The 17,682-nt window shown below is 73.4% G+C and carries 15 protein-coding genes and 1 riboswitch; of the genes, 4 read left to right on the forward strand and 11 right to left on the reverse strand.

The annotated features are described in order from the left end of the window. The first annotated feature begins 5 nt into the window (after positions 1 to 5). Entirely contained in the window at positions 6 to 794 is a 789-nt protein-coding gene (locus tag RIU97_RS27760; RefSeq protein ID WP_404960314.1) for a serine hydrolase domain-containing protein, read from the forward strand. Positions 795 to 831: 37 nt separating this feature from the next. On the opposite strand, the gene RIU97_RS27765 is transcribed toward RIU97_RS27760, so the two are convergent. Beyond that, positions 832 to 1,380 (reverse strand): GNAT family N-acetyltransferase, encoded by a 549-nt coding sequence (locus RIU97_RS27765; protein ID WP_404960315.1) that lies wholly within the window; start codon positions 1,378 to 1,380, stop codon positions 832 to 834. A 108-nt stretch (positions 1,381 to 1,488) separates the two neighbouring features. On the opposite strand from RIU97_RS27765, the gene RIU97_RS27770 reads away from it, so the two are divergent. Then, positions 1,489 to 1,884 carry a nuclear transport factor 2 family protein gene (locus RIU97_RS27770; protein ID WP_404960316.1) on the forward strand — a complete coding sequence of 132 codons (396 nt, stop codon included), beginning with the start codon at positions 1,489 to 1,491 and terminating at the stop codon, positions 1,882 to 1,884. Positions 1,885 to 1,993: 109 nt separating this feature from the next. Here the strand turns inward: RIU97_RS27770 and RIU97_RS27775 are convergent, their stop codons facing one another. Beyond that, the gene (locus RIU97_RS27775; RefSeq protein WP_404960317.1) at positions 1,994 to 2,335 is read right to left on the reverse strand and encodes an antibiotic biosynthesis monooxygenase family protein; all 342 of its coding nucleotides are present in this window, start codon (positions 2,333 to 2,335) and stop codon (positions 1,994 to 1,996) included. Between the two features lie 107 nt (positions 2,336 to 2,442). On the opposite strand from RIU97_RS27775, the gene RIU97_RS27780 reads away from it, so the two are divergent. Further along, complete coding sequence (locus RIU97_RS27780; protein WP_404960318.1) at positions 2,443 to 4,455, forward strand: bifunctional glycosyltransferase 87/phosphatase PAP2 family protein; 2,013 nt, start codon at positions 2,443 to 2,445, stop codon at positions 4,453 to 4,455. Positions 4,456 to 4,514: 59 nt separating this feature from the next. Here the strand turns inward: RIU97_RS27780 and RIU97_RS27785 are convergent, their stop codons facing one another. Together RIU97_RS27785 and RIU97_RS27790 are read right to left on the reverse strand one after the other, a co-directional pair. Beyond that, positions 4,515 to 5,882, reverse strand: a complete 1,368-nt coding sequence (locus RIU97_RS27785; protein WP_404960319.1) for an FAD-binding oxidoreductase — start codon at positions 5,880 to 5,882, stop codon at positions 4,515 to 4,517. Between the two features lie 363 nt (positions 5,883 to 6,245). Then, on the reverse strand, positions 6,246 to 7,490 hold the full coding sequence (locus RIU97_RS27790; protein WP_404960320.1) for a cytochrome P450: 1,245 nt from the start codon (positions 7,488 to 7,490) through the stop codon (positions 6,246 to 6,248). 242 nt (positions 7,491 to 7,732) lie between these two features. Here RIU97_RS27790 and RIU97_RS27795 point away from each other — a divergent pair, with 242 nt between their 5' ends. Beyond that, positions 7,733 to 8,902 carry a steroid 3-ketoacyl-CoA thiolase gene (locus RIU97_RS27795; RefSeq protein ID WP_362858842.1) on the forward strand — a complete coding sequence of 390 codons (1,170 nt, stop codon included), beginning with the start codon at positions 7,733 to 7,735 and terminating at the stop codon, positions 8,900 to 8,902. A gap of 138 nt (positions 8,903 to 9,040) precedes the next feature. Here the strand turns inward: RIU97_RS27795 and RIU97_RS27800 are convergent, their stop codons facing one another. From RIU97_RS27800 to RIU97_RS27830, 7 genes are all read right to left on the reverse strand, one after another. Then, entirely contained in the window at positions 9,041 to 9,484 is a 444-nt protein-coding gene (locus tag RIU97_RS27800; protein WP_404960321.1) for a transglycosylase SLT domain-containing protein, read from the reverse strand. Positions 9,485 to 9,782: 298 nt separating this feature from the next. Next, positions 9,783 to 10,619, reverse strand: a complete 837-nt coding sequence (locus tag RIU97_RS27805) for an ECF transporter S component (RefSeq protein ID WP_404962960.1) — start codon at positions 10,617 to 10,619, stop codon at positions 9,783 to 9,785. A gap of 86 nt (positions 10,620 to 10,705) precedes the next feature. After that, the gene (locus RIU97_RS27810) at positions 10,706 to 12,517 is read right to left on the reverse strand and encodes an ABC transporter ATP-binding protein (protein ID WP_404960322.1); all 1,812 of its coding nucleotides are present in this window, start codon (positions 12,515 to 12,517) and stop codon (positions 10,706 to 10,708) included. Continuing rightward, the gene (locus RIU97_RS27815) at positions 12,514 to 13,674 is read right to left on the reverse strand and encodes an energy-coupling factor transporter transmembrane component T (protein WP_404962961.1); all 1,161 of its coding nucleotides are present in this window, start codon (positions 13,672 to 13,674) and stop codon (positions 12,514 to 12,516) included. The genes RIU97_RS27810 and RIU97_RS27815 overlap by 4 nt, the downstream gene beginning before the upstream one ends. 479 nt (positions 13,675 to 14,153) lie before the next feature. Beyond that, the gene (locus tag RIU97_RS27820) at positions 14,154 to 14,816 is read right to left on the reverse strand and encodes an SCO2322 family protein (protein WP_404960323.1); all 663 of its coding nucleotides are present in this window, start codon (positions 14,814 to 14,816) and stop codon (positions 14,154 to 14,156) included. Further along, positions 14,816 to 16,081, reverse strand: a complete 1,266-nt coding sequence (locus RIU97_RS27825; protein WP_404960324.1) for a prenyltransferase/squalene oxidase repeat-containing protein — start codon at positions 16,079 to 16,081, stop codon at positions 14,816 to 14,818. The genes RIU97_RS27820 and RIU97_RS27825 overlap by 1 nt, the downstream gene beginning before the upstream one ends. 129 nt (positions 16,082 to 16,210) lie before the next feature. Further along, a riboswitch (cobalamin riboswitch) is annotated at positions 16,211 to 16,290 on the reverse strand. Between the two features lie 249 nt (positions 16,291 to 16,539). After that, the gene (locus RIU97_RS27830; RefSeq protein WP_404960325.1) at positions 16,540 to 17,589 is read right to left on the reverse strand and encodes an MBL fold metallo-hydrolase; all 1,050 of its coding nucleotides are present in this window, start codon (positions 17,587 to 17,589) and stop codon (positions 16,540 to 16,542) included. Positions 17,590 to 17,682: the final 93 nt, after the last annotated feature.

Below are 17,682 nucleotides of genomic sequence, written 5' to 3' on the forward strand. Positions count from 1 at the left end.
GAGGGATGAAGGTGGTCTACGTGAGTCGGATGGCGCCGTTGTGCACGGAATGGGGCGCCATGATGATGGTCGCGCTTTCCGGCTTCATGAACCCGCCGACATACGCGGCCGGCGACGACCGCGAGAAGCGCAGTGCAGAGGTTCTCCAGGAGCTGGTGCCTTCCGCCCGTGGCCCGGGCTGCGCGGCCGCGGTCGGCAAACGCGGTGTCGTCGTCTGGGAGGCGGGCAGCGGGAAAGCCGACCTGGCGACCGGGCGTGCCATTACCTCGAAGACGGTCTTCGACATGGCATCCAATTCCAAGCAATTCACCGCAGATTCCGTTCTTTTGCTGGCCGGGCGGCATCAACTCGCACTGAACGACCCCCTGTCCGATTTCCTCGACAACCCGCCCGCCTGGACCCGGGAAGTCACGCTGGGCGACCTGATGCGTCACACCAGCGGCATTCCCGACTACCAGGACCTGCTGGAGGCCAATCCCGGGGAATTCGTCCGCTGGGCCGATAATTACCGCACCGGCCGCATCGGCGGAACGGAACTGCTCACCGGAGTCACGGAGGGGGCAGTGAGCGTGGGCGATGTCCTGCGCCGGCGCGGCATCGAAGAAGGGCGGTACGGGGCCGGAATCCTCCTTCTCCCCGACAAGAGCCTGGTGCACCGCGGCGACTGGGAGCAATTCCACAGCACCTTCAAGGTGAGCCCGGACCGGAACACTGCAGTCACCGTGGTGTGCAACACGGATTCACCCGATAATTTCCGTGCGGCAAACCAACTGCTGGACATCTGGACCACATGACGGGCACCACCTCGCACAGGGTCCAGCCCGGGCGGGGTCAGACCAGGCGCTTCTCGAACCAGTGCTGTGCGTACGGGCCCGAGTTGTACGCGGGTATCTCCGCGTATCCGTGGCGCGCGTACAACGCGCGGGCTTCGACGAGATCCGTCCGGGTGTCCAGCCGAACCCGCTCGGCGCCCAGCGCACGGCCCTGCTCCTCCAGGGCCTCGAGCAGCGCCGCCCCGCCGCCGGTACCGCGGGCGCGCCGGTCGACGTACACCTTGGTGAGCTCGGCGGTGACGGGGTCGAGCAGGCGCAGACCGCCGCACGCCAGCGGCTCGCCGCCGCGCCGCCCCACGACGAACCGGCCCGTCGGCGCGACCAGATCGCCGTCCGGGAAGTCCAGCAGCCCCTGGTCGATCTCGGCCTCCGTGACCTGGCGTTTCCAGTACCGGCCGGCGACCTCGGCGTAGTAGGCGCGGCGCAGGAGGGTGGCGTCACGGGAGGTGACCGGTTCGGGGGTCACCGTCCACGACGCGGTGACCGTGTCGTGGTCACCGAGGTGGCTGCCGGCGTGCTCGCCGAGCTGGTCGCTGTAAGTGTTCATGGCGTCATTGTGTAGTTCGCCGCGGATCTGCCGCGTGGAATATCCACAACGCCGGGCTGGTGATAGGAAAAAGGATAAATCCCGCGTACCCGGAGGGTGTGAAACGCCATGTCAGAGCATCCCGACTGCGCCCTGGTCCGCCGCGGCTACGAGGCCTTCGGCAAGGGCGACCTGGAGACGATGAGCACGCTGCTGACGGCCGATGTCATCCACCACGTGCCCGGCAGCAACCCCATGTCCGGGCACCACAAGGGGCGGGACAACGTCCTCGACTTCTACCGCCGGCTCGGCGAGGAGACGAAGGGCACGTTCCAGGTCCACCTGGAGTCGGTCCTGGCGGACGGGCGGGGGCACGTGATGAGTTTCCACACGGCGCGCGGTGACCGCGGCGACCGCGGCATCGAGATCCGCGAAGGGCTCTTCTTCACGATCGTCGGCCACAAGATCACCGACATCGACCAGTGCACCGCGGACATCGACGAGCAAGACGCCTTCTGGAGCTGACGCACCCGGCGAGTCCGCTCGGCCGTGGTGGGGCGCGGCGCGGTGGGGCGCGGCGTAGTGGGGCGCGGCGCGGTCGGGCGCGGAGCCCGGGCCCCGCGCCCCGGTCGCGTCAGGCCTTCTTCGGCGCGGCCTGCTGCACGACCTCGAACGACCACACCGTCGACGCCGAAGCCGCCGGCTTCGGCCGCTCGCCGCCGCCCTCGCCGCCCGCGCCGCCGCCGCCCTGGTGAGCGGCCTTCATCGGCCCCTCCATCCATGCCTGGAAGTCCTCCTCCGAACGCCAGCGCGTGTAGACGAGGTACTGGTCGGTGCCCTCCACCGGACGCAGCAGCTCGAACCATTCGAACCCGTCCGAACCCTCCACCGTCCCGGCCCGAGAGGCGAAGCGCCGCTCCAGAACTTCCCGCTGCTCGGCGGGGACCGTCAGTGCGTTGATCTTCACGATGCTCATGGGAGCCATCCTAGGTATCCCGCGGGAGATATCGTCGTGCGGGTAATGGAGCGCGGCAGCCAGGCGAAGTCAGGGTTGCGGTCAACAGGGCGGGAGGCCGGCGAGGCGTGGCTAACGCGGCAGAGCACAGCGGTGCGAACGGACATGCCGGGGTCATAGGCGATAACGGCAGGCTCGGGGCGGCACGCCTCCTGCTGTGGGCGCTCGCGGGCGCCCTCGCCGTCAGACAGGCGGCCGCGGTACTGCGGGTGCCACCCGGCGAATGGCTGAGCGGCCTGCACCTTCCCGCCGCCCTCCCCGGCTCGCTCTACGATTCCGGCCAGTTCGCCGGCACGCCCTTCGCAGGGCTGGTCCTGAAGCCGCTCGTCGGCCTCGCCGCCCCGTCCCTGGAGGTGGCCTGGACCTGCGTGACGCTGCTGTTCGTCGCCGCGATCGGGCTCGTCGCCGCGCGCGGCCTGCCCGATCCCGTGCCGCGGCGCACCGCGCTGCTCGCCGCGCCCGTGCTGACGGCCCTGATGATGGTCTCGCTGCCCGTCCGCGAGGCCGCCTCACCGGGCCAGACCGCCGTCCTGCCCGTGCTCCTGGTGCTGCTGGCCGTCTTCCGTGTGCCCGGCGACCGGCCCGCGGGCTTCCTCGTCGGCCTCGCGGCCGCGCTCCAGCCCGCCCTGCTGCTGTTCGCCCCGCTGCTGTGGCTGACCGGGCGCCGCCCCGCCGCACGGACCGCCGCCGTGACCTTCGCCGGAGCCACCGCGCTGTCCTGGGCGGCCATGCCGCGCGACTCGTGGACGTACTGGGCCGAGCACCTGGCCGGCAGCGGCCTCGGCGGGGCCCCCGACAGCCTCTCCAACCAGTCCCTGCACGGCGCGCTGCTCCGCCTCGGCCTGAGCGGCCCCGCCGAGATCCTGCTCTACGCCGCCCTCGCCGGCGCCGTCGTCTGGTTCGGCCTGCGCCGCGCGGTCCGCTACGCCCGCGACGGCCAGGTGCTGCTCGCCGTCGCCGTCACCGGCTGCGTGGCCGTCGCCGTGGCCCCGACCGGCTGGCGCCACCAGCTGCTGTGGGTGCTGCTCGCCGTCGCCGGCAAGGTGGGCAAGCACGCCGCCGACCGCCGCGTGTGGCCGGTGGCCGTGGTCCTCGCCCTGACCCTGCCGAGCTCCGTGCTGCTGCCGAACCTGGCCGCGCTGGCCCCCGTACGCGACAACGTGCTGCTGCTCGCCGCGCTCGCCGCGGCCTGCGCGGTGCCGTTCCTGCCGCGCTCGTCGCCGTACTGGCGCGAGCCCGTACCGACCGCCTACGGACGGCCCGCAGCCGCCCGCTGGCAGCGGGTGCCGCTGCTGCCGTTCTGGCGGCGCGTGCTGTCCCGCCCGAACCTGCTGCTGGAACTCCTGCTGATACGGGTCGGATACTCGCTCTACTCGCACATCCGGGCCGCCGCGCCCACCAGCCGCACCCTCGCCGAGGGCAACGGCAGCCAGATCCACGGTATCGAGCAGGCCCTGGGCATCGACATCGAGCACGCCGTGAACCACGCGGTCGTGAACACGCCCTGGCTGGAGGCGTTCTTCAACTTCTACTACACCTCCTTCCACTTCGTGGTGCCGCTGACGATCCTGGGGGTGCTGTACTGGCGGCGCCCCGGCGACTACCGCTGGGCCCGCGCCTCCCTGGGCCTGGCCACCGTCCTCGCGCTCGTCGGCTTCTGGCTGTACCCGCTCGCCCCGCCGCGCCTGATGCCCGGCCTCGACTTCATCGACACCGTGCACGGGCCGCAGGACCTGGCCAACCCCTCGTACGGGGCCATGACCGCGATCTCCAACCAGTACGCGGCGATGCCCTCGCTGCACTTCGGCTGGTCGCTGTGGTGCGGGATCGTGATCGTCGTGCTGGCGCCGAAGGGCTGGCAGAAGCTGCTCGGGGCGCTGCACCCGCTGATCACGGTGTGCGCGATCGTCGCCACCGCCAACCACTGGGTGCTGGACGCGGTGGGCGGCGCGGTCGTCGTGACCGCCGGATTCGGGCTCGTGTACGTGCTGTCCGGGCCGCGGAGGCTGCAGGTGAGCCTCCCGGGGCAGCGCCGGAGCGACGAGGAGCAGCCGGTGGGGGCTGCCGCGCGCAGTTCTTAGGCGGACGTCGGTCGGGGACGTCGGTCGGCGGACCTCGTCGGCAGATCCCGTCGGCACCTTCAGGGGGCCGGCGGGATGTTCTGGTTGAGGCGGAAGAGGTTGCCGGGGTCGTAGCGTCGCTTCAGTTCGCGCAGGCGCCGGTACTTCTCCGCCCCGTACGCCTGCTCGACGCGCTCCTCGCCCTCCTCCATCAGGAAGTTCGGGTAGACCCCGGTCTGGTGGGGGGCGAGCGCCGACCACAGCCCGCGCGCCCACGTCCGCTCGGCCTCGAAGCCCTCGGCGCCCTCCGTCGTCCCGTTGATGTTGAAGGTGTGCCCGGCGCCGCGCCCGCCGAAGGCCGTCTCGTCCTCCCCGACGCGGGCGATGGCCCCGCCGAGCTGGAAGATCGGGAAGGCGGTGAGCGGCGAGACGATCCGGGCCGCGTGCTCGGCCGTACGGTCGATGACCTCGTCGGTGAGCCGGTCGACGTCGCAGGACTTGAAGTAGTACCAGCGGCCGTGCGGGAAGGACGGGTCGAACATCGCCTGGTGCTCGGTGAACGGCTTGGGCGCGCACAGGTCCAGAACGGGCGGCGTACCGGACTCGCGCAGCGGCCGCAGCACCTCCTGCCCCTCCTCGACGGGCCCCGCGTAGCAGCAGACCACCATCACGACCGGCTGCCCCTGCAGCTCGGCCGGCACGTAGTCGACGGCGGGCGCCTTGCGGTGGACGATCGCCGTGGTCAGCTCGTCCGGTACGTCGGTGATCCACTCGCGGTAGAAGCGCATCAGCCGTGCCGACTCGGCCATCGGCCACACCACGGGCCCGGCCAGGACCACCGGCCCCAGCGGATTGAGGCGGAACTCGAACTCCGTGACGATGCCGAAGTTCCCGCCGCCGCCGCGCACGCCCCAGAAGAGATCCGGGTTCTCGTCCGCGCTCGCCTTGAGGAACGTTCCGTCGGCGGTCACCAGGTCCACGGAGAGCAGCTGGTCGATGGTGAGCCCGTACTTGCGCATCAGCCAGCCGATGCCGCCGCCGAGCGTGAGTCCCGCCAGGCCGGTGTGCGTGACGATCCCGGACGGGACGGCCAGCCCGAACGCCTGGGTCTCCCGGTCCAGCTCGCCGAGCAGCACCCCCGCCTGCGCCCGGACCGTACGGGCCTGCGGGTCCACCCGGATCCCGCGCATCGGCGAGAGGTCGATGACGGTGCCGTCGTCGCACACCGACTGCCCGGGGAAGCTGTGGCCGCCGGAGCGCACGGCGAGGGGGAGGCCGGAGCCGGCCGCGAAGCGCACCGCGTCGATGACGTCGGCGACGCCCGTGCAGTGGGCGATGAGGGCGGGGGAGCGGTCGACGGAGCCGTTCCACACCCGCCGGTCCTCTTCGTACGAGGGGTCTCCGGGGCGCACGAGCCGCCCCCGGAAGGACTGGCTGAGCATGGCCATGTATTCAGTCTGGCACTGGGGGCGCGGCCTTGCCCGTGCGTTGGCCACTGGGGCTTGGCGGGGGGTGGGCCGGCCCGGGCCGGCCCGGGGCCGTTCTGGGCCGAAGGGGCGCCGGGGCGCAGATGGCCCCGGCGCCCCTTCGGCTGGATCGCCGCTGTCGGTCAGGATCGCCCGGGCCTTGCCGCCACTCGGACGGGTGCGGCTCCGCTGCCGGGGGCTCCGCCCCGCCCCGGACCCCGCGCCTCAAACGCCGGCGGGGCTGGATTGGTGCGGCGGGGCCGGACTGGGCGGCGGGGGTGGCCAGGGGGCGGCAGGGGCCGCCGGGGCGTGGGTGGAGGCGGCCCCTGCCGTCCTGGGGCCGGGTCAGCCGTGGGTGACCCGGAGTTCCTTGATGCCGTTCAGCCAGGCCGCGCGCAGGCGGCGCGGGTCCTCGCCCGTCAGGCGGAGGTCCGGCAGGGCGTCGGCCAGTGCGTTGAAGATCAGGTCGATCTCCATCACCGCGAGGGACTTGCCGAGGCAGAAGTGCGGGCCGCCGCCGCCGAAGCCCAGGTGGGGGTTGGGGTCGCGGGTGATGTCGAAGGCGTCGGGGTTCTCGAAGACCTCGGGGTCGTGGTTGGCGGAGGAGTAGAACATCCCCACCCGGTCGCCCGCCTTGATCTTCTGGCCGCCGAGTTCGGTGTCCTGGGTGGCGGTGCGCTGGAAGGACACCACCGGGGTGGCCCAGCGCACGATCTCCTCCGCGGCGGTGGACGGCCGGGTCGCCTTGTAGAGCTCCCACTGGTCGGGGTGGGACAGGAAGGCGTGCATGCCGTGGCTGATGGCGTTGCGCGTGGTCTCGTTGCCCGCGACCGCCAGGAGGAGGACGAAGAAGCCGAACTCGTCCGAGCCGAGGTTGCCCTGGCCCTCCGCCGCGACGAGCTGGGTGACGATGTCCTTGGCCGGGCACTCCTTGCGCTGGGCGGAGAGGTTCATCGCGTAGCCGATGAGCTCCATGGCCGCGTTCGCGCCGACCTCCTCGGTGATCGCGTACTCCGGGTCGTCGTAGGCGATCATCTTGTTCGACCAGTCGAAGATCTTGGCGCGGTCCTTCTGCGGTACGCCGATCAGTTCGGCGATGGCCTGCAGCGGGAGCTCGCACGCCACCTGCGTGACGAAGTCGAAGCTGCCGTCGGCGGAAACGGCCAGGGCCTCCTCGACGATCTTCCGGGCGCGGTCCCGCAGCGCCTCCTCCAGCCCGCGGATGGCCCGCGGGGTGAAGCCGCGCTGCACGATCTGGCGTACGCGGGTGTGTTCCGGCGGATCCATGTTCAGCATGATCAGTCGCTGGGCATCTATCGCATCACGCTGGATGTGCTCGTTGAAGCGGATGATCGCCGTGTTGGTGGTGGAGGAGAAGAGCTCCGGGTGCGTGGAGACGTACTTGACGTCCGCGTGCCGGGTCACGACCCAGTAGCCCTCGTCGTCGAAGCCGGTGACGCCCCGCCGCTGCGGGCACCACCACACGGGCGAGGTCTGCCGCAGCTGCGCGAACTCCGGGAGGGGGACCCGGCTTTGGAGCAGGTCGGGGTCGGTGGCGTCGAAGCCTTCGGGCAGCGCGGGACAGGACATCGGGGCAACTCCAAAGTCTGACGGCCCATCAGAAGTTGGCTTGAAGGTAGTAACGAGTTCTAGAAGTAACAAGGGTCGCGGCGCCAACTGTTGCGTGTGGAATCCGTGCAGGGCGCGTGCAAGACCCTTGCGTGGCGGGGCCCCAGGTCATAAGACTGCGGGGAGAACTAGAACGCGTACTAGTTCGGGCGGGGCGCCGGGACGGCCCGCCGCGCTGGCGCTGTGCAGGAGAGGACGAGCTCATGGCCGCGGAACCCGTCATCGTCGAAGCCGTACGCACCCCCATCGGCAAGCGCGGGGGCGCGCTCGCCAACCTCCATCCCGCCTACCTGCTGGGCGAGACCTACCGGGAGCTGCTGGCCCGTACCGGAATCCAGCCCGACTGCGTCGAGCAGATCGTCGGCGGCACCGTCACCCACGCCGGCGAGCAGTCGATGAACCCCGCCCGCAACGCCTGGCTCGCCATGGGCCTGCCGTACGAGACCGCCGCGACGACGGTGGACTGCCAGTGCGGCAGCTCGCAGCAGGCCAACCACATGGTCGCCAACATGATCTCCGGCGGTGTCATGGACATCGGCATCGCCTGCGGCGTCGAGGCCATGAGCCGGGTGCCGCTGGGCTCCGGCTCCAAGCACGGCCCGGGCAAGCCCTTCCCGGACGAGTGGAACGTCGACCTCCCGAACCAGTTCGAGGCCGCCGAGCGGATCGCCCGCCACCGGGGCCTCGGCCGCGAGGACGTCGACCGGCTCGGCGTGCTCTCCCAGGAGCGGGCCGGGGTCGCCTGGGCCGAGGAGCGGTTCAAGCGCGAGACCTTCGCCGTGCAGGTGCCGACGACCGAGGAGGAGCAGGCCGCCGGACAGGGCATGTGGCGCCTGGTCGACCGGGACGAGGGCCTGCGGGACACCAGCATGGAGGCGCTGGCCCGGCTCAAACCGGTGATGCCCACCGCCGTGCACACCGCCGGGAACTCCTCGCAGATATCCGACGGGGCCGCCGCCGTGATGTGGGCCTCCCGCAAGATGGCCCGCGCGCTCAAGCTCAAGCCGCGCGCCCGGATCGTCGCCCAGACGCTCGTCGGCGCCGACCCCCACTACCACCTGGACGGGCCGATCGACGCGACCCGGGCCGTGCTCGGCAAGGCCGGGATGTCCCTCAAGGACATCGACCTCGTCGAGATCAACGAGGCCTTCGCCTCCGTCGTCCTCAGCTGGGCTCAGGTCTTCGACCAGGACCTGGAGAAGGTCAACGTCAACGGCGGGGCCATCGCCCTCGGCCACCCCGTCGGCGCCACCGGAGCCCGGCTGATCACCACGGCACTGCACGAGCTGGAGCGCCGCGACAAGGAGTTCGCGCTGATCACCATGTGCGCGGGCGGCGCGCTGGCGACCGGCACGATCATCCAGCGCCTGTGAGCCTTCCGCGCAGGCGCCTCTGAACCCCGTGGGATGGGATGCAGAAGGCCCCGGCGGCCGGACCTGGGGAGGCCGGCCACCGGGGCCTTCGTATGTCTGTGACTGCTGGTGCTGCTGCGTCTGCCGTGCGCCGGTGGCTTAGTACCAGTGGTTGGCGGACCAGAAGTTCCAGGCGCCGACGGGGCTGCCGTAGCGCTCGTTCATGTAGTCCAGGCCCCACTTGATCTGGGTGGCCGGGTTGGTCTTCCAGTCGGCGCCCGCGGAGGCCATCTTCGACGCCGGCAGGGCCTGGGCCAGGCCGTAGGCACCGGAGGAAGCGTTCGTCGCGGTGTGGTCCCAGCCGCTCTCATGCGAGATGATCTTGTCGAAGGCGGCGAACTGGGCCGGGTCCTTGATCATCTGCTGGGCGATCGCCTTGGCGCTCGTCGGGGCAGCCTGCGCGGGAACCGCGGCAAGCATGGAACCGGCGACGCCCAGGGCGAGGACGGAACCCGCGAGGGCCTTCTTGGAAGCGGCGATGCGGCGGATGACGGTGTTGGACACGGATTGACCTTCCGAAGGGGACAGGGGCGGTCGCGGCATGCCGAAGACATGCGTGAGCCACTCACACAGGTGGAGAGGGGATCCGCAGGCGGCGGGTGAAACACCCGTGCCGCCCGGCGACACATCCAGTTCTACCGATGGCCCGGCGGCCTGGCAAAGGCCCCGCTTACTAGCCGGCCTCGCAGCCGGGGCGCAATGGCCCACGGCGCGGCGATCAGCGTCTGCGCAGGTGGGAGTGGGGCAGGAGGGGGTTGTCATGGGGCCTTTACGGCCAACTATCCCGTTTCGTATGTGACGTGGGTCCTGTGGGGCGCCTCACCGCCGAGGGCCCCGAATGTCACCCTCCGCCACCGTTCGTGCCCCTTTCGAGGGCAGGCTCGCGGTCGGTGACGGCCCCCGAATCGAAGGAGACGGGTGCGTCGAACGCGGCTTTGCGAGTCGCCCGCCGCAGCGCCTTCAGCAGCGTGGCCCCCAGCGTGAGCGTCAGTACGACGGTCAGCGCCGCCCGGCCCAGGTCCCAGCCCACCGAGGTCGCCAGGCAGTACGCGGCGAAGCGCGCCAGGTTCGCGGCGACCGGCTCCCCCGGGTGGAAGGAGATGCCCTGCCCCATGCCCTGCAGGATCACCCACCCCTGCAGGTTCATGACCGTGCCGTACGCGAACGAGCCCACGAAGCCGTACGCCGCCAGCATCAGCAGCTCCGCCCGGCCGCGCAGCCGCTCCTGGCCCGGCAGCAGCCCGGCCCCCAGCGAGAACCAGCCCATGGCCAGCATCTGGAACGGCATCCACGGCCCGACCCCGCCCGTCAGCAGGGCGGAGGCGAACATCGTCACCGAGCCCAGGACGAAACCGAAGCCGGGACCGAGGACGCGGCCGCTGAGCACCATCAGGAAGAACATGGGCTCCAGCCCGGCCGTGCCCGCGCCCAGCGGTCTCAGCGCCGCCCCGACCGCGGCGAGCACACCGAGCATCGCCACGGCCTTGGCGTCCATGCCGTTGTCGGCGATCGTCGCGACGACCACGGCCACGAGGAGGGGCAGGAGCGCGGCGAAGAGCCAGGGGGCGTCCTGGGAGTGGGCGAGACCCGACTGCCGGTCGGCGAGGAGCGGCCAGCCGAAGGCCGCGATGCCGATGAGGGTGACGAGGACGAGGGCGGCGGCGGCCCGGGGGCCGATACGGACGGGGCGGGCGGTACGGGCTGGGCGGGCGGTACGGACCGGGCGGGTGGAACGGACCGGGTGGGTGGAACGCGCTGGGCGGGTCACCGGGCCTCCGCCGCATCGAGGGCCGCGGCGACCTGGCCCACCGTGAGCCAGTGACCCGGGGCCAGGATCTTCGCCACCTGCGGCGCGAAGGCGGGCGAGGAGACGACGACCTCGGCGGTCGGGCCGTCCGCGACGACCTCCCCGCCGGCCAGGATCACCACGCGGTGGGCCAGCTCGGCGGCGAGCTCCACGTCGTGGGTGGCGAGGACGATGGCGTGGCCGTCGGCGGCCAGGCCGCGGAGGATCTCGATCAGGCGGACCTTGGCGGCGTAGTCCAGGCCGCGGGTGGGCTCGTCGAGGAGCAGCAGGGCCGGGCGGCCGGTGAGGACCAGCGCCAGGGCCAGGGCCAGGCGCTGGCCCTCCGAGAGATCCCGGGGGTGGATGTCGTCGGGGACGTCCGGAAGCAGTGCCGACACCAGATCCCGGCACGTGCCGGGGGCCGCGCCGGCGTCGGAGTCGGCGGCGGTGCACTCGGCGGCGACGGTGTCGGCGTAGAGGAGGTCGCGGGGCTCCTGCGGGACGAGGCCGACGCGGCGCACCATCTCGGGCGGCGGCGTGCGGTGGGGGGTGCGCCCGCCGACGGTGACCTCGCCGGTGGTGGGGGCGAGCGTGCCGACGAGGGCGGCGAGGAGGGTGGACTTGCCGGCGCCGTTGCGGCCCATGAGGGCGATGGTCTCGCCGGGTCGCACCGCTAGGTCGATGTTGCGGAGCACGTCTTTGCGGTCGCGGCGGACGCCTAGGCCGCTGGTGTGGGCCGGGGCCCCTGCCGGGGTGGCGGTCGGGCCCGGCGTCCTCCGGCGCAGCAGCCGCGCGACGATCCCGGCCGCGCCGCCGCCGGGGCTCCGCCACGGACCCCGCTCCTCAAACGCCGGAGGGGCTGGATCGTCCAGCCTCGCCGGCGTTTGAGGAGCGGGTCGGGGCAGAGCCCGGGAAGCGGTGCCGCGGGTGGGCTCGGGCAGAGGGGGTGCCGGGTTGACTGCGGCCCCGGCGGCAGCCGACAGGCGGGTCAGGAGCGGCGCGGCCAGCCGGCGGGCGTCGCGGATCGAGAGGGGGAGCGGGGACCAGCCCGCGAGGCGGCCCAGGGAGACCACCGGGGGGTGGACCGGGGAGACGGCCATGATCTCCGCCGGGGGCCCCAGGACGGGCGCCGCCCCGGGGGACGGCAGGAGCAGCACCTGGTCGGCGTACTGGACCACCCGCTCCAGCCGGTGCTCCGCCATCAGGACGGTGGTGCCGAGGTCGTGGACCAGGCGCTGGAGGACCGCCAGGACCTCCTCCGCCGCCGCCGGGTCCAGCGCGGACGTCGGCTCGTCCAGTACCAGGACCCGGGGGTGCGGGGTGAGGACCGAGCCGATCGCGACCCGCTGCTGCTGGCCGCCGGAGAGCGTGGCGATGGGCCGGTCGCGGAGTTCGTTCAGGCCGAGGAGGTCCAGGGTCTCCTCCACCCGGCGGCGCATCACCGCAGGTGGCAGGCCCAGGGACTCCATCCCGTAGGCGAGCTCGTCCTCCACCACGTCCGTGACGAAGTGCGCGAGCGGATCCTGGCCGACCGTGCCCACCACGTCCGCGAGCTCGCGCGGCTTGTGCGTGCGCGTGTCACGGCCCGCGACCGTGACCCGGCCCCGGAGCGTGCCCCCGGTGAAATGGGGGACCAGCCCCGAGACGGTCCCGAGCAGGGTGGACTTGCCGACCCCCGACGGGCCGACCAGGAGGGTCAGCTCGCCTTCCGGGATCACCAGGTCGACGCCCTGGAGGGAAGGCCCGGCCGCGCCCTCGTAGGTGACCGACACCTGCTCGAAGCGGATCACAGCGACGCCTCCTTGGGCGGTACGGGTGCCACGAACGCGGGCAGCAGGCCGATCAGGATCGCCGCCGCCGGCCACAGCGGCAGCGTGGGCGCCACCAGCGGGACCACGCCCGGGTGCAGCGCGGCGGGGTCGACGGTGCCCGCGCGGATGAGGAGCGCGGCGACGGCCGCGCCCGAACCGGCCACCAGCCAGGCGCGCGGCCCCCAGCGGTCGGGCCGGTAGCGGGTCCGCACCGACCGGCGCCCGCCGAGGCGCAGGCCCGCGAGGGCCAGGACCGCGCCGATGCCGAGCACGGGGAGCCCGTACGCGGCGCCCTGCGCGGCGAGCAGTCCGTACGTTCCCGCGCACATGCCGAGGAGGCCGCCGAGGGTGAGGACGTTGGTGGTGTGCCGGACGGCCGGCGGGACCTTGGCCGTGCGGCCGTAACCGCGCGCGTCCATCGACGCGGCGATGGCGACGGAACGCTCCAGGGCGCCCTCCAGGACCGGCAGGCCGATCTGGAGGATCGCCTTCACCCCACCGGTGGGGCGGCCGCGCAGTCGGCGGGCGGTCCGCAGCCGGACCACGTCGGCGACCATGTTCGGCGCGAAGGTCATGGCGACGACGACGGCGACCCCGGCCTCGTACAGGGCGGCCGGCAGGGACTTCAGCAGCCGCGCCGGGTTCGCGAGGGCGTTCGCGGCGCCCACGCAGACGAGGAGGGCGGCCAGCTTCGCGCCGTCGTAGAAGGCGAAGACCAGCTGCTCGGCGGTGACCTTCCCGCCGAACCGGATGCCCTGCGCCCACGCGGGCAGCGGGATCTCCGGGAGCGTGAAGAGGGTGTGCGCGCCGGGTACGGGGGAGCCGAGGAGCATGGAGAAGAGCAGGCGCAGGCCGATGACGACGAGGCCGAGCTTGAGGAAGGCCCCGTAGGAACGCGCCCAGGGCGCGTCCGTGCGGCGGGCCGCCACCACGAACCCGGCGACGCCGACGATCAGCCCGAGGAGCAGGGGGTTGGTGGTGCGGGAGGCGGCGGTGGCGAGCCCGAGGGCCCAGAGCCACCAGGCCCCGGCGTGCAGGGCGGTGGCCCGGCCGGCGAGCGGGGCCCGCCACTTCTCGTACGTCGACCGGCGCGGCGGATCCTGCGCCGCGGGGAGGCTCCGCCGGGCCGGGGTCACGTCGTCGCGTGCGGCTCCGGTGGGGGTGTGCCCCCCGGCCTCCGGCCGGCCCGCAGACCCGCCCGCACCACCCGTGCGACGCGCACTCCGGCTGCGGGCGGCCCGGGCGGGTGCCTGAGCGCCATCGGCGGCCGTCACGCCGTCGCCCGATGCCGGGCCGTCGCCCGATGCCGGGCCGGAACCCGGAGGCGGGACAGGAAGCCGCCGGGCAGCCGCGGCCGCCCGCCCACTGCCGCCCGGCAGAACCGCACCGAGCCCAGCCGATCCGGCTGCGCCCGCTGTGCCTGTCGGGGCTGCGCCCGGCCCGGCCGTGCCCTCCGCGCCTGCTGCGGCCGTGCCCGACCCGGCTTCGCCCGCCGCGCCCGCGCCCGTGCGCGGCTCGCGCTGCCGGGCCGGGCCGGTCTTGCGCAGCTCGACCGGCTGGGCCGTGTCGGCCTCGGCCGTGCCCGCCTCGCCCCGGCCGGGTGGCGTCGGGGCCGTCATCGGGTGCGGCGGCGGGACTGCCAGATGCCGGCTGCGGCCAGGGCGGCCACGGCTGCGATGCCGGCCAGGAGGCCCGCCGACGGGCCGCCGTCGTCCGGGGCCGGGGCGGCGGCCTTCGACGACGTGCTCGGTGCCGGGGCGTCCGCCATGGGTTCGCCGCAGCCCTGCTTCGGGTAGCCCGAGATCCCGCACAGCAGCGCCGCGCTGTTGTAGCGCAGCGGCTTCGCGGCCGAAGCCAGCGCCTCGGCCGCCGTGGCGTCCGGGGGAACCTGGGCGCAGGCCGTGCGCGCGGCGTCCTGGGGCGGGGCCTCGCCCGCCGGGGCGTCCGACGGGACGCCGAAGTCGATGACGAGCGCCACCCGCTTGCGGCCCTCCGCCGGTGCGGTGGCCCCGCAGACGGCCTCGAAGTCGGCCGCGGCGCGCGGCCGGGCCGTCTCGGCCGCCGCGTCCTTGCTCACCGAGAAGCGGAAGCCCTGGACGGAACCGTCCGCCGGGCGGGCCGTCGAGGGGCCCTGCGTGGCGTACGACCACTGGCCGCCGTCCGAGCCGTCCCAGAACGACCAGTAGCGGTAGCCCGCCGCCATCGCCGGAGCGGCGGCCAGCACGGCCAGGACGATCCCGAGGGCGAGACCCAGGGCTACGGGGCGGCGGCGCGGCATCAGAGCTGGTTCTTCTTCCGGCGGCCGCTCAGCAGGATGCCGATGCCGACGCCGGCCGCGCCGCCCGCTCCGATGATCCACCAGAGGTTCTGGCTGCCGGAGGACCCGTCCTTCCCGTTCTCCACGGCCGTCGCGTCCGTGTCCGCGCCCTGCGGGGCCGGGCCGGTCGCGTTCAGCGCGGCGACGAGGTCGGTGCCGCCGAAGGACTTCGGGTCGGTGCCCGTGGCGTGCGCGGCGAGGACCAAGGTGCCGAGGGCGGCCGGCTTGCCCTTGGACCACTCGGCGGAGTTGGCCTTCAGCCATTCCAGCGCGCCCGCCGCCGACTGCTTGTGCCCGGCCGCGGCCAGGGCGATCACCGCGTCGACGGTGTTGCCGGTGTCCGCGGTCGGCTGGTCGGCGCCCGGGGTCAAGGCCGTCAGGTGACCGTCCTTCTTGAGGGCCTCGGCCAGGTAGCCGGCCGCGCCCTGGGCCGCTGCCGCCGGGTCCGCGGTGCCCGCCGCCGGGCAGGTCAGCGCCGCAGCGGGGGTGTCCGTACCGGACGGGACGACGGCCGAGCCCTTACCGAGGCCGGCCAGCGCGGCCGCGGCCGTCGCGTCGCCGTTCGCGAGCAGCTTGCCGCCGGCCGGCTGGAACGCGAAGGCGCCCCGGTCGGTGGCCGGCTCGGCGGCGCAGCCCAGCTGGAAGGAGAGCAGTGCCTCGTAGGGGGTCTTGCCCGCCTTCGACTTGGTCTCGGCCGGCTTCTCGCCGGCCGCGGTCAGGGCGCTGATCACGATGGCGGTCGAGTTGGCGTCGGTGTCGCTGCCCATGGCGCCGCCGGGGTTGGAGGTCCAGCCGCCGTCCTCGTTCTGTACGGACTTCAGCCAGGCGACGGCCTTCTTGACGCTCTCACCGTGGCCGCCGAGCGCGGTCAGCGCCTGCACGGCGGCGGCCGTCGCGTTGGAGTCGATGTACGCCGTCGCGTCGCAGTCCTTGGAGGTGTCCGCGCGGAAGGCGGGGAAGGAGCCGTTCGCGCACTGCTGGCCGACCAGCCAGTCCACGGCCTGCGCGGCGGGCTTGACGCCGACGGTGTCCTGGGCGAGCAGCGCGAAGGACTGCCGCCACACGCCGTCGTACGTGGGGTCGTCCTTGCCGTAGAGCCCGGAGGGGATGACCGGGGGTGCGGAGGGGGAGGCGGGCGGCGCGGTGTCGGCGAGGGCTGCGGGGGCGACACCCACGCAGAGCACGGCGGAGGCGGCGAGCGCGGCTGCGCTGCGACGGACGTTCATGGGGGAGGGTGCCTCTCCTGCTGGGGAACCGGAGGCGGGCACGCACTGGCACCGGGCTCCGGCTCCGTTTACCTCGACGGTGCCGGCCGCCGGAGGATCCGGCGGCGCGAGCCGCGCACTTCCGGTACGGGGCATTCCGGCTCCCCGCCCGGTCGGTGCCGGAGCGGGTCACGGTTGCGGGTCAGCGCCGGATTCGCACCGGCTTCCCCCCGGACGGAAGTGTGGACGACGGCTTCACTCTACCGGCCCGTAGCCTGCCGGCTCCGGGGCGCCGGGGACCCGAGCCCCTTACCGGCCGCGCCCGGCCCTTACCGGCCGCGCCCGGCCCTTACCGGCCGCGCCCGGCCCTTACCGGCCGCGCCCGGCCCTTACCGGCCGCGCCCGGCCCCTTACCCCGCGCCCTGCCCCATGCCGGGCCGGGCCGGGCCCGAGCCCCGTACGGCGCCGCGTCGCGGCCGTTACACGGCCCGGTAGGTCACCGGGTCGGTGCCCGGGACGGCCTCCGCGCGGCCCTGCTTGACCAGGCGCCGCAGGTGGGCTTCCGCTTCCGAGACGGCGATGTTGCGGGAGCCGTACGGGATCTGCTCCCAGGGCCGGTTCCACTCCATGCGCTCCGCCAGCCCCCACGGGGTCAGCGGTTCGGCCAGCAGCGCCCACAGCCCGGACAGCCGTTCCTCGTGGTGGTCCAGCAGTTCCCGTACGCGGCCGGGTGCGTCGGTGAAGGCGTGCTGGTGGGCCGGGAGCACCTCGGCGGGCGCCAGCCGGCCGATGCGTTCGAGGGAGTCGAGGTAGTCGCCGAGGGGGTCGGTGACGCGGGTGTCCTCCGGGGCCTCGTACAGGCCGATGTGCGGGGAGATCCCCGGCAGCAGGTGGTCCCCGGAGAAGAGGCGGCCGTTGCCGGGCAGGTTCGCCGGATGGGCCTCCTCCAGGTGCAGGCAGACGTGGCCGGGGGTGTGGCCGGGGGTCCAGATCGCACGCAGCCGGCGCCCGGCGAGGGGGAGCAGTTCGGCGGGGACGATCTCCCGGTCGGGCACGGCGGCGCGCAGCCCGGGCAGGGTCCGCATGCGGCCGCTCGCGCGGGCGGCGCGCAGGGGGGCGATGTGCTCCTCGGGGGCTCCGGCGGCGGCGAGCTTCGCGCTCATGTAGTCGAACCAGACGCCGGGCTCGGAGGCGCGGGTGCGGGTGACGACCTCGGTGTCGGCGGCGTGCATGGCGATCCAGGCGCCGGACGCCTCGCGGACCTGGCCGGAGAGCCCGTGGTGGTCGGGGTGGTGGTGGGTGATGACCACGCCGTGGACGTCGGCGACGGCGATGCCGAGCGCGGCGAGGCCGGCGACGAGGGTGTCCCAGGACTCGGGGTCGTCCCAGCCGGTGTCGACGAGGACGGGGCCGCGGTCGGTGTCGAGGACGTGGACGAGGGTGTGCCCGAGGGGGTTGTCGGGGATGGGCACCTTGATCGCCCACACGCCTCCGCCGTGATCGGTGACCTGTGACGTGTCCTCCGGCATGAGCCCTCCGCCCGTCGCCGCCCTCTGACGAGAACGTGTTTCAGTAGTAGCCCAAGTCGACCACCTCCGCGCCTTTCTGACTAGTCGTTGGAT

The sequence above is a fragment of the Streptomyces sp. 147326 genome (assembly GCF_045000215.1).
In the GTDB taxonomy this organism is placed as follows: Bacteria; Actinomycetota; Actinomycetes; order Streptomycetales; family Streptomycetaceae; genus Streptomyces.